The sequence below is a fragment of the Paenisporosarcina sp. genome (assembly GCF_049671445.1).
GTDB lineage: Bacteria > Bacillota > Bacilli > Bacillales_A > Planococcaceae > Paenisporosarcina.
This window is the reverse complement of record NZ_JBATUX010000016.1, coordinates 1-16,812: the sequence shown is the minus strand read 5'-3', so window position 1 is coordinate 16,812 and position 16,812 is coordinate 1. Positions and strand designations below refer to the sequence as shown.

At 38.4% G+C, this 16,812-nt stretch carries 18 protein-coding genes; 14 read left to right on the top strand and 4 right to left on the bottom strand.

Going from position 1 to position 16,812, the window contains the following annotated elements; genetic code table 11:
• The first annotated feature begins 4 nt into the window (after positions 1–4).
• Complete coding sequence (locus WBG45_RS01360) at positions 5–319, top strand: zf-TFIIB domain-containing protein (RefSeq protein ID WP_424412000.1); 315 nt, start codon at positions 5–7, stop codon at positions 317–319.
• 119 nt (positions 320–438) lie between these two features.
• On the opposite strand, the gene WBG45_RS01355 is transcribed toward WBG45_RS01360, so the two are convergent.
• Positions 439–1,272, bottom strand: a complete 834-nt coding sequence (locus WBG45_RS01355; protein WP_424411999.1) for a TetR/AcrR family transcriptional regulator — start codon at positions 1,270–1,272, stop codon at positions 439–441.
• A gap of 100 nt (positions 1,273–1,372) precedes the next feature.
• On the opposite strand from WBG45_RS01355, the gene WBG45_RS01350 reads away from it, so the two are divergent.
• The 3 genes from WBG45_RS01350 to WBG45_RS01340 all read left to right on the top strand — a co-directional run bounded on the left by WBG45_RS01350 (position 1,373) and on the right by WBG45_RS01340 (position 6,343).
• The gene (locus WBG45_RS01350; RefSeq protein WP_424411998.1) at positions 1,373–4,456 is read left to right on the top strand and encodes an efflux RND transporter permease subunit; all 3,084 of its coding nucleotides are present in this window, start codon (positions 1,373–1,375) and stop codon (positions 4,454–4,456) included.
• A gap of 228 nt (positions 4,457–4,684) precedes the next feature.
• Positions 4,685–5,602, top strand: coding sequence for a ketopantoate reductase family protein (locus WBG45_RS01345; RefSeq protein ID WP_424411997.1), 918 nt, complete (start codon positions 4,685–4,687; stop codon positions 5,600–5,602).
• A 111-nt stretch (positions 5,603–5,713) separates the two neighbouring features.
• Entirely contained in the window at positions 5,714–6,343 is a 630-nt protein-coding gene (locus WBG45_RS01340; RefSeq protein ID WP_424411996.1) for a spore coat protein, read from the top strand.
• 63 nt (positions 6,344–6,406) lie between these two features.
• Here WBG45_RS01340 and WBG45_RS01335 read toward each other — a convergent pair whose 3' ends face one another.
• Entirely contained in the window at positions 6,407–6,904 is a 498-nt protein-coding gene (locus tag WBG45_RS01335; protein WP_424411995.1) for a cupin domain-containing protein, read from the bottom strand.
• A 172-nt stretch (positions 6,905–7,076) separates the two neighbouring features.
• Here WBG45_RS01335 and WBG45_RS01330 point away from each other — a divergent pair, with 172 nt between their 5' ends.
• The 6 genes from WBG45_RS01330 (at position 7,077) to WBG45_RS01305 (ending at position 12,074) form a co-directional block, all read left to right on the top strand.
• A complete protein-coding gene (locus WBG45_RS01330) occupies positions 7,077–7,985 on the top strand; it encodes an NAD(P)/FAD-dependent oxidoreductase (RefSeq protein WP_424411994.1) in 909 nt (302 codons plus the stop codon).
• 158 nt (positions 7,986–8,143) lie between these two features.
• Positions 8,144–8,728 (top strand): 3D domain-containing protein, encoded by a 585-nt coding sequence (locus tag WBG45_RS01325; RefSeq protein ID WP_424411993.1) that lies wholly within the window; start codon positions 8,144–8,146, stop codon positions 8,726–8,728.
• A gap of 198 nt (positions 8,729–8,926) precedes the next feature.
• Entirely contained in the window at positions 8,927–9,808 is an 882-nt protein-coding gene (locus tag WBG45_RS01320) for a MurR/RpiR family transcriptional regulator (RefSeq protein WP_424411992.1), read from the top strand.
• Positions 9,809–9,821: 13 nt separating this feature from the next.
• Positions 9,822–10,643 carry a transporter substrate-binding domain-containing protein gene (locus WBG45_RS01315; protein ID WP_424411991.1) on the top strand — a complete coding sequence of 274 codons (822 nt, stop codon included), beginning with the start codon at positions 9,822–9,824 and terminating at the stop codon, positions 10,641–10,643.
• 30 nt (positions 10,644–10,673) lie between these two features.
• Positions 10,674–11,336 carry an amino acid ABC transporter permease gene (locus WBG45_RS01310; protein WP_424411990.1) on the top strand — a complete coding sequence of 221 codons (663 nt, stop codon included), beginning with the start codon at positions 10,674–10,676 and terminating at the stop codon, positions 11,334–11,336.
• 15 nt (positions 11,337–11,351) lie between these two features.
• Positions 11,352–12,074, top strand: a complete 723-nt coding sequence (locus WBG45_RS01305) for an amino acid ABC transporter ATP-binding protein (RefSeq protein ID WP_424411989.1) — start codon at positions 11,352–11,354, stop codon at positions 12,072–12,074.
• 152 nt (positions 12,075–12,226) lie between these two features.
• Here the strand turns inward: WBG45_RS01305 and WBG45_RS01300 are convergent, their stop codons facing one another.
• Entirely contained in the window at positions 12,227–12,535 is a 309-nt protein-coding gene (locus tag WBG45_RS01300) for a hypothetical protein (RefSeq protein WP_424411988.1), read from the bottom strand.
• A gap of 211 nt (positions 12,536–12,746) precedes the next feature.
• On the opposite strand from WBG45_RS01300, the gene WBG45_RS01295 reads away from it, so the two are divergent.
• The 4 genes from WBG45_RS01295 (at position 12,747) to WBG45_RS01280 (ending at position 16,261) form a co-directional block, all read left to right on the top strand.
• Positions 12,747–13,925, top strand: coding sequence for an MFS transporter (locus WBG45_RS01295; protein WP_424411987.1), 1,179 nt, complete (start codon positions 12,747–12,749; stop codon positions 13,923–13,925).
• Between the two features lie 137 nt (positions 13,926–14,062).
• The gene (locus WBG45_RS01290; RefSeq protein WP_424411986.1) at positions 14,063–14,332 is read left to right on the top strand and encodes an RNA polymerase sigma factor; all 270 of its coding nucleotides are present in this window, start codon (positions 14,063–14,065) and stop codon (positions 14,330–14,332) included.
• 562 nt (positions 14,333–14,894) lie between these two features.
• Positions 14,895–15,413, top strand: coding sequence for a cupin domain-containing protein (locus WBG45_RS01285; protein ID WP_424411985.1), 519 nt, complete (start codon positions 14,895–14,897; stop codon positions 15,411–15,413).
• Positions 15,410–16,261, top strand: a complete 852-nt coding sequence (locus tag WBG45_RS01280; protein ID WP_424411984.1) for a hypothetical protein — start codon at positions 15,410–15,412, stop codon at positions 16,259–16,261. The genes WBG45_RS01285 and WBG45_RS01280 overlap by 4 nt, the downstream gene beginning before the upstream one ends.
• A gap of 9 nt (positions 16,262–16,270) precedes the next feature.
• Here WBG45_RS01280 and WBG45_RS01275 read toward each other — a convergent pair.
• Positions 16,271–16,812 (bottom strand): sensor histidine kinase (locus WBG45_RS01275; protein ID WP_424411983.1); only part of this gene is annotated, 542 nt, incomplete at its 5' end.

Sequence of the window (16,812 nt, the reverse complement as noted above, 5' to 3'; positions counted from 1 at the left end):
TTAGTTGAATTGTCCAGTATGTGATAATGTTCGAATGAGGGAAGTCGAAAAAGAAAATGTGATGATTGATGTTTGTCCAGATTGTAAAGGTGTTTGGCTTGATCGAGGAGAACTAGAGAAAATCACGCAAGGTTTAAAAGAAGATCAAAAATCTTATAGCCAGTCATACGAAAATGAAAATCGCCAATATAGTGAAAATCGAGACCAAAGAAATGATTATGATAAAGGATACGATTCTAAGTATTCAAAAGACGGATATCCACCAAAACATAAACGCAAAAAATCAATGACCGACATTCTCGGTGATTTATTGGGTTAAAACTAAAAAGAAAAGACTTGTCGCGAGACAAGTCTTTTTATTATGCCAATAACATAGATATTTAAGTGGAATTCAAATGAAATCAGCTGAATGATCGTACTTTATCCGGGTCTTTCTAGTTAAAATTCATAATAACTGCGAAGTAAATAAGAAATCGATTTGCCATGAGGATGATTTCGAATATTTTCTATTAATCCTTTCACAATAGCAGGACTTAAAGTTGGTTCAAGTAGGTGTTGCTTAAGCAGGATTAACGATTCTTTTTCAATAGGTTCTTCAATTTCCTCGATTTTCTGTTCCATGATGTCGAGGATTTGTTCCTTCGTCACTTCTTCGTCAAAGGGTTCCATGACCATTTGCATCATCTCTTGTGAAATGAACGGGATGGTCGTATGACTCGCAAGTAAATTAGTTTTTTCCACGAGCGATAGGGAAAGTAAATTCAAATCCATGGGTAGCTTCTGAATTAAAAATAACTGCGAATAAATGCTGATAAATCCTTTAATGCAATATACCAGATCGTATTTGGTGAGTTCAACTTCTGCCCCATATACACGTTCAATTATTGACGAAATTGTCTTTTCAAACATTCTGTCATAGGTCCGCATTTTAATGATAAAGTCCTTATTAAATGAATGGGTTTGCTCTTTCATTAGAACCTGGGCAAAATCTGAGTGTTTTTGAAAAGAATTGAACGTCGAATAATAAAACTCATAGAACAGTTTTTCATTGTCTTCCGTATTTGTGACTACATAGTCAGCATCTGCTGTGAACTGTATCATGAAATGGTCAATCAACGCTAAAATCAATTCGTCCTTTGACTTAAATGATAAGTAAAAAGCCCCTTTTGATATACCGCAATATTCTGTTATTTGTTGAATAGAAGTTGCTTCAAAACCCTGTTTTGCAAAGAGTTCCAAAGATTTTTCTATAATTAGTTGTTTTTTACTCATTTTATTTTTACCGCTCCTAGTTCATATTGTTGACAACTGACCAAGTGGTCATTATTATAAGTAATTAAGATAGAGAAGTCAATAAGGGGTAGGTGTAAGAGTGAAAGGTTTAGTTAATTTTGTTCTTAATAATAAACTAGCAGTATGGTTACTGACCATTATCATCACAGTATCTGGTATTTATTCTGGTACACGTATGAACATGGAAACAATTCCGGATATTTCGATACCTTACTTAATGGTGATGGATGTTTATCCAGGCGCAACTCCCGAGAAAGTAATGGAAGACGTGTCCATGCCTTTGGAAAAAGCAGTGGAAAACCTTGAGGGAGTGAAATCCGTCTTTTCGAATTCTTATTCAAATATGGCAAATCTTCAAGTGGAATACGAATATGGTGTAGATATGGACGAGGCGAAGCGTGCATTGAAGTCTGCGTTGGAAGCCGTGACTTTACCTGAAGGTGCACAAGAGCCGACAGTAACGGCAATCAGCATGAATATGATGCCAGTTGCTGCGCTAAGTGTAGCTAGCACGACAGAAGATATTGTTGAATTAACGTCAACAGTTGAAGAAATCCTGCTACCGAAAATTGAGAAAATTGACGGTGTAGCATCTGCAACTATTGCAGGACAGCATATTGAAGAAGTACAGCTTACATATAACGAAGAAAAAATGGCTGAACTTGGCTTGACCGAAGAATCTGTAAAGCAAATCATACAAGCAAGTGACTTGTCAGTTTCCTTGGGGCTTTACGAGTTTGAAGAAGGTGAAGAAGCCGTAGCGTTAGACGGCAAGTTCATGACGGCTGATGAATTGAAGGAAATGCTTATTCCTTTAACACCATCAGAAAATAACACAGCACCCTTCGTGAAGCTGAGTGAAATTGCAACGATTGAAGAAGTCGGCAGAGTCCAATCGGTTTCACGTACAAACGGCAAAGATGCCATATCAATTCAAATTGTAAAAGGGCAACAAGCGAACACAGTTGATGTTGTAAACGCCGTAAAAGAGTTAAGTAAAGAACAAGAGGAAAGTATCGATGGCCTTGTTATTGATGTATCACTTGACCAAGGTGCACCAATTGAAGAATCGGTAAAAACAATGATTGAAAAAGCTTTATTCGGTGGATTGATTGCCGTATTAATCATCCTCCTGTTCTTGCGCGATTTCAAATCAACCATTATTTCAATTGTTTCCATTCCGGTATCGATTTTCATGGCATTACTGCTATTGAATTGGATGGATATTACGCTCAATATCATGACACTCGGTGCGATAACGGTCGCCATCGGTCGTGTTATTGATGACTCGATTGTCGTCGTTGAAAATATATATCGTCGATTGCATCTAAAAGAAGAGAAATTGACAGGTCGTGCACTTGTGCGTGAGGCGACAATTGAAATGTTCAAACCGATCCTTTCATCAACATTAGTAACGGTAGCAGTGTTCGCACCTCTTGTCTTCGTTGGCGGTATGGTCGGAGAACTGTTCATGCCGTTCGCATTAACGATGACGTTTGCGCTTGTGGCATCTTTGATTGTTGCGATTACAATCGTTCCGGCATTATCCCACTTCTTGTTCAAGAAAAAGCTATATAGTGAAAAGACGGCAAGTAGTCACAAAGAGTCTGGGAAACTATCTAGCTGGTATAAGGGTATCCTTGGATGGACGCTTAACCATAAAATTATTACATCAATCATTTCTATAGCTCTATTAGCAGGAAGCTTAGCGTTGACGCCATTGATTGGTTTTAGTTTCCTAGGCAGTGAAGAAGAAAAAGTGATGTACCTGACTTACACTCCTGAAGCGGGCGAGCTGAAGGAAGATACATTGGCAAACATTGAAGTCGTGGAAGAAGAGATGCTGAAACGTGATGATATTGATATCGTTCAGCTTTCCGTAACTGAAGGCGCAGATCCAATGATGGCGATGATGGGTGGCGGTGGAGACGGCGCATTGATGTACTTAATCTTCGATCCTGAAATGGAAGATTTCCCTGGAGCGCGCGAAGAAATTGAGGACTATGTATTCAACATCGAGCAGGCGGGCGAATGGAAGAGCCAAAACTTCACGTCCATGTCGATGGCTACAAATGAAGTGAGCTACACTTTCAACAGCGAAAATTTAGAGAAACTGAATGAAGCTGTTGTCATGGTGGAAGACGTTATGAAAGAAAACGAAGGGCTAGAAGAAGTCTCTTCAAGTGCCGAGGATGCATATGTTGAGCATACATTCAAAGTAGAACAAGATGAATTATTGCAGTATGGTTTGACAACGGGCCAGATCGCTATGATGTTAAGCCCGAAAACATCACAAGAAGTATTGACGACAGTTGAAAAAGACGGGGACTCATTAGAAGTAATCGTTCAGCAGGAAAAAGCTGCACAACCAAAATCAATTGATGATATTTTGGCTACAGAGGTACCAACAGCACAAGGTACAACTATGCCACTCTCTGAGCTTGTAACAATTGAGAGAGGGACAACGATGAACACCCTTGCACGTAGTAAAGGTGAATACTACGCAACTGTTTCAGGTACAATTCTTGGCGATGATATTTCAAAAGCGACATCTGAAGTGGATGAAGCAATTGATAAATTGGAATTACCTAAAGGAGTTACAGTCGATGTCGCAGGTGCAGCAGCTGATATGACTGAAACGTTCACGCAACTTGGTTTAGCAATGCTTGCGGCAATCGCAATTGTGTATTTCATCCTTGTGGTCACGTTCCGTGAAGGTGTAGCACCATTTGCAATCCTCTTCTCCTTACCGTTTGCGGTAATCGGTTCATTTGTCGGTCTATGGATTGCTGGTGAAACGATTTCTGTATCGGTCATGATGGGGTTATTAATGTTAATTGGTATCGTTGTAACGAACGCTATCGTACTCGTAGACCGTATTATTCATATGGAACGCGATGGAATGACTATGCGTGAAGCAATTTTAGAAGCGGGAGCTACACGCCTACGCCCAATCCTAATGACGGCATTGGCAACTATCGGTGCATTAATTCCATTAGCAATTGGATCCGGTGGTGGTGGTTTAATCTCGAAAGGTCTTGGTATTACAGTAATCGGTGGTTTAACAAGTTCGACGTTATTAACGTTAATTGTTGTACCAATCGTTTATGAAGTATTATCTAAGGTATTCAAGAAAAATCGTAGAGAAGTAGAAGAAAACTAATCAAGTAGCCCTCCAAGATGATACGTCGCCTTGGAGGGCTTTTTTGTGTAACGATTAAAGAACAGCGTGGTAGATAAAATTCACTCTGAAAGTTTTTATGTAACTTAAACTCATCTGCAGAAACAAAAAGTCTAGTAAAATAGATTAATTTTCTGAATAGTGTAGTATACAAAATGTGGTTAATTAGTTTGGTATACAAGAAATAAAAAAGAAAAGAGGAGTAAATCTATGAAAATTTTAGTAGTTGGGGCCGGAGCAATCGGTGGTTATTTTGGAGGAAGACTAGCAGAAAAAGGAGAAGACGTTACATTTCTTGTGAGAGAGAACAGAAAAAAACAATTAATAAAAACGGGATTGAAAATCAAGAGTACATATGGAGACGTTGAATTGTCCCCTCGATTACTCATGGCTGGTGAATCTGAGGAAAAGTTCGATGTGGTAATGGTTTCAACGAAATCATACCAATTAACTGCAGCGATCGATGATATTCGACTTCACTTAAAAGAGGATGGCATCATTTTACCGCTATTAAATGGAATTTCACATATGGATGAGCTGATTGAGGCTTTTGGTGATGAAGTAGTTATTGGTGGTCTGTGTTTTATTGAGTCGACACTGGATGAAAATGGAGTAATTGTTCAAACAAGCCCTATACATCAGCTAGTCTTTGGGGAAAGAACAGGAAAAAGAACTCCTCGCATTGAACGTTTGAAATCCACATTTGAAGATACAAAAGCTGAATTTAGTTTAAGTGAAGATATTAATCAAGATATGTGGCACAAGTATTTATTTATCACAGCTATGTCAGGACTTACTTCATTAATGGAGTCGTCAATTGGACCTATTCGAAATCTGGAATCAGGTCAACGAGTAATTTTAGAGTTTTTAAACGAAATTTCACTCATAATGAAGAAAATTAATGCGCCAATCAAGGAAGATATTGCGAATATCCAATTTAAACGGATTAATGAAATGAATGAGGCTATGAAATCGTCCATGCAACGAGATATGGAGAAATCAATGCCGCTCGAGGCTGAACATTTGCAAGGGTATTTACTTGGGAAAGCGAGAGAACATAACCTTTCAGTGCCTATTTTGGAAACCATCTATACGAAATTGGCACTTTATGAAAAGATGCGAAAATAATGGGAGTTAGAAAAATTGAGTATTATATTCTTTTGCGTAATGAATAATATTTCCTTTTCGATACACACTAAATCAGATGCACAATTCTGATGAAGAGGAGGAAATTTTTATATGACGCAAAACCCACAAGGTCAAATGCACGAAAATATGCATACAGGTCCTGTTTCGCCGCAATTGAATCATGGAGGTCATGAATTATTTGACGTTCATGAAGTATTATCTGCAGCTGTAGGTGGATTAAACCAGTACACGTTATTACGCCCGCATGTAAAAGATCAAGAATTACTTACTATGTTGGATCGTCAGTTCCAATTTATGCAGGAAGAGTATAACATTACCGTAGAATGTTTTAGTACAGGTCTTGATCCTTCAAAACCAACACAAAAATATATGATGCAACAAGATAATGATTTTGTTTTTGGGCTAAAGCCTTCGCAACCGAAAAAGCCAATTCAGTCGGCTGCTGAATTAACAGATGAAATTATTTCAGGGTTTATGCTTGGGGTGCACAAATCTGGTGCGTCTCTAAAAGCAATGTGTGCACTTGAAACGACCAATCCGGTTGTACGACGTGTGCTAGCAGATTCAGTTCCAAACTGCATTGAAATGGCGTATGAAGTTTCTATTTATCAAAATAAACATCATTATTATCAAGTGCCACAACTTGCACAGCAAGATACAACGGCAATTGTAAATTCTTATGCACCCTCAACCATCCAACCTAAGACACTAAACAATTAACTCCAGAAAATTTGAACTCCCTAACACAGTATTAGGGAGTTCATTTGTTGTTTGCGTCGTCTACTAACTCCATTGATCGACTACTTGTCCACGATTCCCGTATACAGGGTCTGTGGAAGGAACTTCAACTTGTTGTATTTCTGCTAGTACTAGAGGTCTTTCACTCGGCATTCCGGTTTGAATATTGTAGTCCTTGCCATCAGGATAAGCGCCAACAATTTCGAAATCCGGACTGTTCGCTATTTTTTTATGGCCGGTTCCAGCAGGCAATACGATCACATCCCCTTTATTAACATCTATCATTTCTCCTTTTTCTCCGCCTAGTATTAATTTTGCTGAGCCCGCTCGAACGCCAAGTACCTCATGCGTATTGCTATGGTAGTGGTGATAATCTAACACTCCATTCACCCAACTATTTCGCCAATTATTCAATTTGAAAGTAGATTCAATTTCCTGTGGATGTTTTTTAAAGACACCAGGGTATAAAATAACCGGTAAATCCGGATTGTTTGGAATGGTGCCATCGTCTTCGAACATAAAAAGTTTGTAAGTAAAACTCATCACACTTTTCCTCCTTTATGGTGTTAAAAGTAAAACTACCCGTTCTACCAAATAAGTAATCTCCTCGTTTGAATGAGTATAAAGAAGGAAAGAGTACTAGTATAGAACAAATCATACATAACCAATTTACTAGCATGGAAGAAGCTAGTGCGGTGCATAAGGAGGGATTTGAATGACGGATTGTACAATTATAGGTGGAGGACCTGCAGGATTAAATGCAACTTTGGTTTTAGGACGAGCGAGAAGAAAAGTGATCTTGGTTGATAGCAATGATGCACGTAATAAAGTGACTTCTGCTTCACACGGTTTCGTGACACGTGATGGAGTTACACCATCAGAATTTCGAGAATTGGCCCACCAAGAGTTCAGTCACTACCCATCGATTTCCACAGTAGAAGACAAAGTCATTGAAATAATAAAGAAAGCCGATGGATTTACTATCAAAACCGAACTAGGAAAAGAATGGGCAACACGAAAAATAATACTTGCTACAGGAATGAAAGAGAAATTCCCGAATATACCAAACTTACGAAACTTTTATGGGAAAAGTATATTTAACTGTCCGTATTGTGATGGTTGGGAACTTCGAGATAAACCGTTAGCGTTATTTGGTGAGGTTGATTATACGTTCCATACAGCACAAATATTGCGAAACTGGTCGCAAGATTTAGTGGTTTTTACGAATGGGGAAGAACTAACAAAGAACCATGAGAAAAAAATAGAAGAATTGAACTTAAGAGTAGAGACGAGCCCTATACGTCTTCTTACGGGGAAAGATGGAATGTTACAAAAGGTGGAGCTTGAAAATGGTCTAGTCATTGAGAGAGTAGGAGGATTCATCACACCAGAACTTGTACAAGCATCGGAACTTGGAACAATGCTTGGAGTAAAATTAAACGAAACGGGTGGTTATCACTCAGATGAGGTAGGAAACACAAAGATTACTGGACTTTTTGTTGCGGGTGAAGCATCAAATGTGTATCCCGCACAATTGATTATTGCGGCTGCAAGTGGAGTAGAAACGGCAATGGCTGTTAATGTCGAACTAATACATGATGGCATACTCGGGAGTGAAATATAAGGGTTTTTAGCTTCCGTTGCTTTCTTGAAATGGTACTTATTTCTATTTCGTAATATAAAAAACCCAAATTGTAAAGAAAAATCTTATGTTTTGTCACGGAACTGTAATGTTTAAGTGTTATTTTATTTCTACAAACGAGAAATAAAGGAGAAAACAACTTGAAAAAATTCAGTTTCGTGTTAACTTTCGTACTAATTTTCCTCGTCGCATTTGCCAATGACTCGGAAGCTGCTGCTTCTGTACACACAGTTAAAAAAGGTGACACATTATATAAAATATCAAGACAGTACAATGTCTCTGTTTCAACTATCAAATCGATCAACCATTTAAAGTCAGATTTAATTAAACCGAAGCAAAAACTCAAATTAAAGAAAACAGCCGTTAAAAAATCAGTGAAAAAAGTTTCTAAAAAATCTACAAAAAAATCAGTATCTCGATCTAATGACAATGTGGTCAAAGAAATTATGGTGTCTTCCACAGCGTACACTGCTTATTGTCGAGGTTGTTCAGGAATTACGAAGACAGGAATCAATTTAAGAAAAAATCCAAACTTAAAAGTAATTGCTGTTGATCCACGCGTAATTAAACTTGGCACAAAAGTGTATGTAGAAGGTTATGGATATGCTATCGCTGGTGATACGGGTGGTGCGATAAAAGGAAACAAAATTGATGTCTTTATGCCGAGCCATTCAAGTGCTTTAAAATGGGGACGTAAAACAGTGAAAATTAAAATCTTGCGCTAGCTTATATATAGAGCCCACTTACCAACATTGGTAAGTGGGCTCTTTTTGATACTGAAACCCTTATAACAAATCCAAAAATGAATTTAATCACAATTCTATCGATTATTACAGAATTATTACGAAAACTTGCAGGAAAACCTGCATCAAGTTATAATTAAATTGTCAAAGAGTTCGATTATTCATTTCGGAGGGAAAATAATGAAGGATTTACTGCATAAAATTGAAAATTCCTATAAGGATTTTTCAGCAGGGCAAAGGAGAATTGCCGATTTGTTTAAAGAAAACCAAATCGTGCTAGCTTTTTCTTCAGCTTTAGAGGTAGGAAAAAAAGTGAATGTCAGTGAATCAACTGTAATCCGATGGGCGCAAAAATTAGGCTTCAAAGGTTATGCAGAATTTCAACATGTTATGCAAAAAACACTCGCAGAACAACGTATTGAACAAGTGGAGGATGAAGATACCACAGTTTACACGTCGCAATCCATAGTGAAAAATTTGCTTGATGCAGATATAAAGAGCATTTCACAATTGAAAGAAAACTTGCAAGAAGAACAGCTACTTCAAGTTGTGGATTTGATTGGCTCAGCTAAGAAAATATATGTGACAAGCAACTTTTTCGATTTTGGCTTAGCTCATTCGTTTACACATTGGATGAACAGGGTATTAGACAAAACAGAATTACTAATGCAAGGTGACATGCAATACTACCATCAACTGTCAAAATTGACGAATGATGACGTCTTGATTGCTTTTGCTTTTCCACGGTACACGAAGAATGTAATGGAAACTTTACAAACGGCGAAAGAACAAGGAACAACTATTATTGTCATCACTGATAAAAGGGATTCCCCCGCAACACCATTTGGAGATGAAGTATTAATAGTACCTGTGTCTACTAATCTAAGTATTGATTCCTATATTGCTGTTCACGCGTTACTCACCTCTATCATGCGATTCATTTATGTAAAAGAACACGAGCAAGTTAAACGTAATTTAGCTCGTATTGACGCTATGTATGAGCGGAAAAGTATTTTCATCCGAAATGAACCGACCGAACCAACTGAAGAAAAAAACATCTAAGGGGAGATTTATTTTGAAAAAGAAATACTCGTTTTTAACAGCACTAGCAGCTACAGCCATGATTATTACAGGATGCGGAACTGATGAAGAATCAAAGTCTACAGGAGCTGGATCTGAGTACAACCTGACTGAAGACGGAAAACTAACGTATGCATCTAGTGGTTTATATAAGCCATTTAACTTTGAAGAAAGCGGAGAGTTGACTGGTTTCGATGTAGAAATTGGTGCGGCAATCGCAGAAAAAATGGGATTAGAACCGAACCCGGTTACAACTCCATGGGAAACCATCATTCAATCTCTTAAAGGCAATAAGTTCGATGCAATTATCGGATCAATGGCCATTACAGAAAAACGCTCAGAACAAGTTAGCTTCTCTGACCCTTACTATTACTCCGGGGGAATGATTTTTGTACCAGCAGGTAGTGATGACATTTCTTCGGCAGAAGATTTGAAAGGCAAACGAATCGGTGTAGTTGCTCAAAGTACTTACGATACAGCTGCTCAAAAATATAGCGACGATATTAAATACTACAGCAGTGATGTTGTGGCTTTAAAAGATTTAACGGTTAAAGGACGCTTAGATGCGGTCATTACGGCTGACGTTGTAGGATTTGAAGCAATCGCTTCAGGTACGGAAATTAAAGAAGTTGGCGACCCATTATGGATTGAACAAGCTGCAGTAGCTGTACGTCCGGAAGATAAAGAACTTCTGGAAGGGATTAATAAAGCCATTAAAGAATTGGTTGAAGATGGAACATATGAAGAAATTTCAAACAAATGGTTCGAACGTAATCTCCTTGATGTGGACTTGGAAGGAATCGAAATTCTGAACTAATTCACACCACATGTATGAAAGGAGACTACCATGGAATTATTAACTACAGTATTTGACGTATTTATGCGGACTTACCCAGGCTTCCTCGAAGCGACGCTTATGACCTTGAAAATTACGGCGGTCGCACTCGTCTTTGGTACCATTCTGGGATTGGTATTTGCATTAATGAAAATATCACGCTCTAAAATTTTGCAAACCATTGCGAATCTATACATTACCATCATTAGAGGTACGCCTCTGATTGTACAAATCATGTTCTTGTATTTCGGGATTACGCAATTGATTGTCCTATCCGGTTTTTGGGCAGGTGCGATTGCACTAGCAATTCATAATGGTGCTTATATCGCCGAAATTTTCCGCGGTGCTATTCAGGGAATCGATCGCGGGCAACGTGAAGCAAGTAGTTCCCTTGGGATGACCAGGGCGCAAAGCATGCGTCGCATCGTTTTCCCGCAAGCATTGAAACGCTCGATTCCACCGCTTGGGAATCAGTTTATCATCACGTTGAAAGACTCATCATTGGTTTATATCATCAGTGTGCCAGAATTGTTCGCTATGGCTAACCGCGAGGCAGCGCAATCCTATCAATCTCTAGAAACTTTTCTAGTGGTAGGAGTTTACTACCTAGTCTTAGTTATGATCTTTACTTATTTACTGAAACTGTATGAAAATAAACTTAATGTCGACAAGTAAGGAGGAGAGACTCACATGTTAAAAGGAAAAAATATTCATAAATCGTTTGGCGACTTAGAAGTCTTAAAAGGTATTGATTTAGAAGTCGCTCCTTCTGAAGTGGTCGTTTTAGTTGGTGTCAGTGGATCAGGTAAAAGCACGCTTTTACGCTGCTTTAATTTTCTTGAACGTATTAATAAAGGGTCCATCGAAGTGGATGGACAAGTAGTGGATCCCAAGAAACATAAATTATCAAATATCCGAGCAGAAGTAGGCATGGTATTCCAACATTTCAACCTTTTTCCGCATATGACGGTGCTTGAAAATGTTATTGAAGCACCAATGATTGTAAAGAAAATGAAAAAACAGGACGCTATTGTCTTAGCAAAAGGCTTACTTGAGAAAGTAGGTTTATCAGACAAAGCAGATGTTTATCCTAGCAAATTGTCTGGTGGACAAAAACAACGTGTTGCGATTGCACGTTCACTAGCAATGGAACCAAAAGTGCTATTGTTTGATGAACCGACATCAGCGCTTGATCCTGAGCTTGTTGGAGAAGTACTTAGCGTCATGCAACAACTCGCTCAAGAAGGCATGACGATGGTTGTGGTGACTCATGAAATGAAATTCGCACGTGAAGTTGCGGATCGAGTCATCATGTTGGATGAAGGACGTATCATCGAGTCTGCGGATCCAGTTACGTTTTTTGGAAATCCAAGTCACGAACGAACGAAGCAATTCATTCAGTTAGTCGATTAACATAGAAACCCCCGATGTCAGTAGATAACTGACATCGGGGGTTTTTGTGGTTATTCGAGAGGAAAATCATTGTTAGAATGTGGCTAATAGTAGGGGATTAATCTCAATACCACGTGAACTTAAGATTCATCACTTTACCATAGAGGAACATTTTATCGACGTCCATATCCGTAAGGCATGCGAGTTGGCGGAATAACTACAGTTTGATTAATTTCTCTGTAATACGTTCTAGGCACATCCACAATGTGTTGTCTGTTCACATTGATTAAAGGTTGAATATAAGGAACTTCCCGTTTGACATAAGAGTCCGTATAGCGACATAAAGGTGGGCATACAATTGGTGCAACACCAGGTTGTTGAATTGGTGCCATACCAGGTGGTTGATTTGATCCCATACGGTGAGGCATGGATTGGACAGCAGGACTTACCATAGGTTGAGCCGAGCAATGGCAATGTTTCATATGACGATACATAATTAATTCACCTCCATTCTATATCTATTAATAAATGCGGTTTAAGAAGTTTTTGAAACGGCTTTCCAATCATTTATTGCAGTTGGATATATATTACAGTAAAATAAAAGGAATTAAACCTAAACGGAGAAAGGACGAAACGAGTGTAATAATTCATTTTTCTATCTTATTAACTGAATAGATTGAGGAGTGGTATTACATGAATGATCGTCGTTCTTTTTATTTTCTGTGGGTCAGCCAAATGATGGCAAATGCAGGAGATGTCCTGTACATTGTAGGACTAATTCAGCTTGTTTATTTATCCAGTGGCTCTGTACTAACATTAACGCTAATACCAATGACGATAACTTTTTCACGGTTGATTGGAAGTTTTTTAACGCCGCTCCTTTTACATCGATTTCCCTTGCGTCGAATATTATTATTTTCGATGTTTGGTAAAATCGTTGTCTTAAGTGCGGTCTTTTTGCTTAAAGACGAATCAATCTTGTGGGTCTTATTATTAGTCAGTATGATTGCCTTTTTAGATGGGTGGGCAGCCCCAATCCGACAAGCCATGCTTCCCGAATTCGTCGGTATTTCTGCATTGCCAAAAGCAAATAGTTTAGTCGCCATATCCGATAACACAGTGAATCTAGTTAGTTGGCCACTAGGAGCTTTTTTTGTGGTGCAATTTAATGGCGATGTGCTTATCGTAGTAACAATTGTTTTGTATATTTTCGGATGGTTGATGACATTTGGTATCAAATCTATCATCTACGTAAGGCGAGAATTGCCCTCTTTGAAAGAACAACTTTCAGGAGGATGGAAGTATAGCTTTTCCGAAAAATCCATCCGCAACATTCTTATTTTAGATATGTTGACGGCATTTGCAGGCGCAGTGTGGATTTCTGCCATTTTATACGTTTATGTCGATGAAGTCCTTGGTCAAAATGAAGCCTGGTGGGGATACATTAATGCCTTTTATTCAGGTGGATTTATTATAGGAGGATACCTATTTGCAAAACTAGTGAAGGTTTCTGGACAGCGTATGATCGTAGTAGGGTGTTTTCTAACAAGCTTTTTAACAGTTTGTTTTATTTACCCTCAATTTGCAGTTGTCTCTCTAGTTATCTCGCTTTTCCTTGGGTTATTTGGTCAATTACAAATGATTGCCCAACTGACTATTTTGCAAACTCATACCGAAACTAACCAATTAGGGCATGTGTTTTCCGTGCAATCTGTATTAGTCATGGGTGCCTTTGGCGTAGCAACATTTCTTTTTGGTTGGGTAGCTGAAACCTATGGAATTACAAGCGCGTTTTATTTGTCGGCAATAGTCATGTTTGGAATTGGGTTATTTGCGATTATGCAGAAGAAAACATTAACATACGCAAACTAATTTACATTCAAAGCACTTGAGGTATTTCTCACTCAAGTGCTTTTTTATTATTTTAGATAATAATAACTAAATCTAGCACATTCAAATGTTTCATTAATATTTAGTGGGGTACTTTGAGAAAAAGGGAGTGTGACAAGATGACTACAGATGAGCGCTTGATTATCGGACTTTATAACCAGGAAGAACAGTCTTTGGTAGACTTATATGATCGTTACTCCACACTTTTGTGGAAAATTTCATACCGGGTTGTTGCTGATAATGCTATCTGTGAGGACATCTTGCGACAAGTATTTCAAGATGTATGGGCAAAACCAAGTGATTTTAATAATGGAAAAAAATTATCTTCTTTATTAATCGGATGTTGTTTATCGAAACTTGACTTACTTACATTACAAAAGTCTTCTTAAATTTTGGCTATGTTAAATGTTGCTGTTGATATTCCGCAAAACAGTTACGCTTTCCGCGGGCTTGCGCCGAACTAACTCTGACTTAACGTCCGAGTGGATTTCTGCACTTCGCTATTCCCGCTGGAGTCTTCACTGTTTTGCTCCATATCACTAAATCGAAAGCCATCTCATATACTTATTTACTAGTATGATTGTAGTGGAAGGGGGCGGGAAAACATGTGCTCCAGCGGTTACTCGTCCAATATCTTTCCAGCGGGATAAGTGTGTCCAAACTAGACCCCGCAGTGAGCATCATGGATGAACAATGGCTAAGAACGCCACCTCGTGTGGCGACGCCATTGTGACCAACATCCTGTTGGCCCGAGGAGGCTAGTGGACCGCCCGAAGCGGAAATCGACATAACCTCTGTTTTTAGAATGTTCGAGTTTACATCCGGTTTTATGAATTATGATATTGACTTATTTAAATGACAAAATGTTTCACGTGGCACAATTTGTCGAAAAGCATTGAATCCAATTCTTTTATGGTGGAAGATAGGTTTAAAAGGGAAGGTGTTTTCAAATTGCAAAATCGGGATGCCGCTTACTACATAGAACATTTAAACATGGAACAACACCCAGAAGGTGGACACTTTGCACGCAGTTTTTATTCGCATGAAAAAATGAATACTTCGGGGAATACAGTTAGAAACCTTTATACGACCATCTACTTTTGTTTAAAAAGTGAAGAAGTTTCTCATTTACACCGACTACAATCAGATGAATTGTGGTTTTTTCATGATGGAAGTTCACTAACCGTTCATGTCATTCTTCCAAATGGAGAGTATAAGGCACATCAACTAGGATTGAATTTCGAAAAAGGAGATACACCACAAGTACTTGTTCCAAAAGGAGCTATTTTCGGTTCGTCAGTTGATCAAGAAGAGTCGTTTTCACTTGTGGGATGTATGGTTTCACCAGGATTTGATTTCGAAGACTTCGAGTTATTTACACAAGAAGAGCTGCTGACATTATATCCTCAACATAAAGAACTGATTGAGAAAATGGCTTTTCAAAAAATAGTGGGACAAACTCACTTATGACGATTACATATCGTTTTTATGAAGGCTCAAAAGACTTGCAACGTCAAATTGATTTCTGGATTAAAGCCACCAATGAACTTCCTTTTGCTTGGAAGCCAACACTTTCACCAAATCAATTCATCGAACAACAACAATTCCATCCGAAGTCCAGATGCTTTGCTTTCGACGGTGATCAAATCATCGGTTATATGAGTTTCACTGGGAGTAGCGAGTTTGTGTCTTTAGGTTATCCGTGGGTTCTTTCAGGATATGAAGGAGAAGTCCAAGATGAACTTTACAATCGTATCTATGATTTTGCTGTAAGTGAAGCATTCGGTGCGAAGATGTTTGCCCAGCGATTTAGAAGTGACTGGACACAACAAATTGAGTACTTCTTATCAAAAGGGTTTGCCGTAACAAGACGTTCAACACTTCTTGTAAGCAACTTCAACAAAACGTTTGAAACGCAGCATAATGTAGTAGTAAATGAAGGTTTCGATTTTGACATTTGGCAGACAATGGTGATGAAATATGAGGATACTTCTGCTGAACAATTTGCCATGATGCGTGAATACTATGGTTCAGTTGATTTCGATTTCTCTATAGTGTTTGATGGGGAAGGTTACTTTGGAGTGACGATTCGTCAAGATACAGGTTACGCTGAAATACTAGCTGTAGCTTGTCATCCGACCACACATAACTTTATCAATATGGTTGAAATAGTTATGATAGAATGCAAAAAAAGAGATGTAAAATTCATTAGTATCTCCGCTTCACATGTTCCGTTAAAAGATTCGTTAAAGAGACTAGGTTTTACCGAACAAACTGAAGATGTCATGATGATGAAAAAAAGCGAACCTACTGAGTAGGTTCGCTTTTTAAGTTGCTTTAGGTAACGTTAAACAGAAAATGGAGCCATCCTTCGAGCTTTCAATTAATAATAAATCGCCACCGTGTGCTCGAGCTATCATTCGAGAGTAAGAAAGACCTAAACCGAGTCCACGAACTTTCAATTTTTTAGCGTTTCCACGATAGAAGCGTTCAAAGATGAAGGGTTGCTCTTCCATATAAATACCCGATCCATTATCCTTGATATAAATTTCATTAGAGAGGTCGGTTTCTTTTATAGTGACGTTAAGATGACCATCAGCCTGAATGGCATGCAGTGCATTTTGTGCCAAGTTAATGAGAATTTGTTCAACTTTTAATGGATCAATAGTAGAGTCTATTTCTCTTAATGGTTTCTCAACATTGATCATTAATTGACTGTCAGGTAATGTCGCAACCCACTGGTTAAATACTTGCGAAACAAAGGGGTATATTTGTGTTTTAATTGGATAAATTGGAATGCCGCCTGCTGCAAATGAATTGAAGCTGAGTAGAGATTCTATCATTTGCTGGAGCCGTGTAGTTTCTTTCA

What these genes read in the sequence shown, in the direction of transcription:
- WBG45_RS01355 (WP_424411999.1), bottom strand. Translation starts at nt 1,272, where the DNA reads ATGAGTAAAAAACAACTAATTATAGAAAAATCTTTGGAACTCTTTGCA.
- WBG45_RS01345 (WP_424411997.1), top strand. Translation starts at nt 4,685, where the DNA reads ATGAAAATTTTAGTAGTTGGGGCCGGAGCAATCGGTGGTTATTTTGGA.
- WBG45_RS01340 (WP_424411996.1), top strand. Translation starts at nt 5,714, where the DNA reads ATGACGCAAAACCCACAAGGTCAAATGCACGAAAATATGCATACAGGT.
- WBG45_RS01335 (WP_424411995.1), bottom strand. Translation starts at nt 6,904, where the DNA reads ATGAGTTTTACTTACAAACTTTTTATGTTCGAAGACGATGGCACCATT.
- WBG45_RS01330 (WP_424411994.1), top strand. Translation starts at nt 7,077, where the DNA reads ATGACGGATTGTACAATTATAGGTGGAGGACCTGCAGGATTAAATGCA.
- WBG45_RS01320 (WP_424411992.1), top strand. Translation starts at nt 8,927, where the DNA reads ATGAAGGATTTACTGCATAAAATTGAAAATTCCTATAAGGATTTTTCA.
- WBG45_RS01310 (WP_424411990.1), top strand. Translation starts at nt 10,674, where the DNA reads ATGGAATTATTAACTACAGTATTTGACGTATTTATGCGGACTTACCCA.
- WBG45_RS01305 (WP_424411989.1), top strand. Translation starts at nt 11,352, where the DNA reads ATGTTAAAAGGAAAAAATATTCATAAATCGTTTGGCGACTTAGAAGTC.
- WBG45_RS01300 (WP_424411988.1), bottom strand. Translation starts at nt 12,535, where the DNA reads ATGAAACATTGCCATTGCTCGGCTCAACCTATGGTAAGTCCTGCTGTC.
- WBG45_RS01295 (WP_424411987.1), top strand. Translation starts at nt 12,747, where the DNA reads ATGAATGATCGTCGTTCTTTTTATTTTCTGTGGGTCAGCCAAATGATG.
- WBG45_RS01290 (WP_424411986.1), top strand. Translation starts at nt 14,063, where the DNA reads ATGACTACAGATGAGCGCTTGATTATCGGACTTTATAACCAGGAAGAA.
- WBG45_RS01280 (WP_424411984.1), top strand. Translation starts at nt 15,410, where the DNA reads ATGACGATTACATATCGTTTTTATGAAGGCTCAAAAGACTTGCAACGT.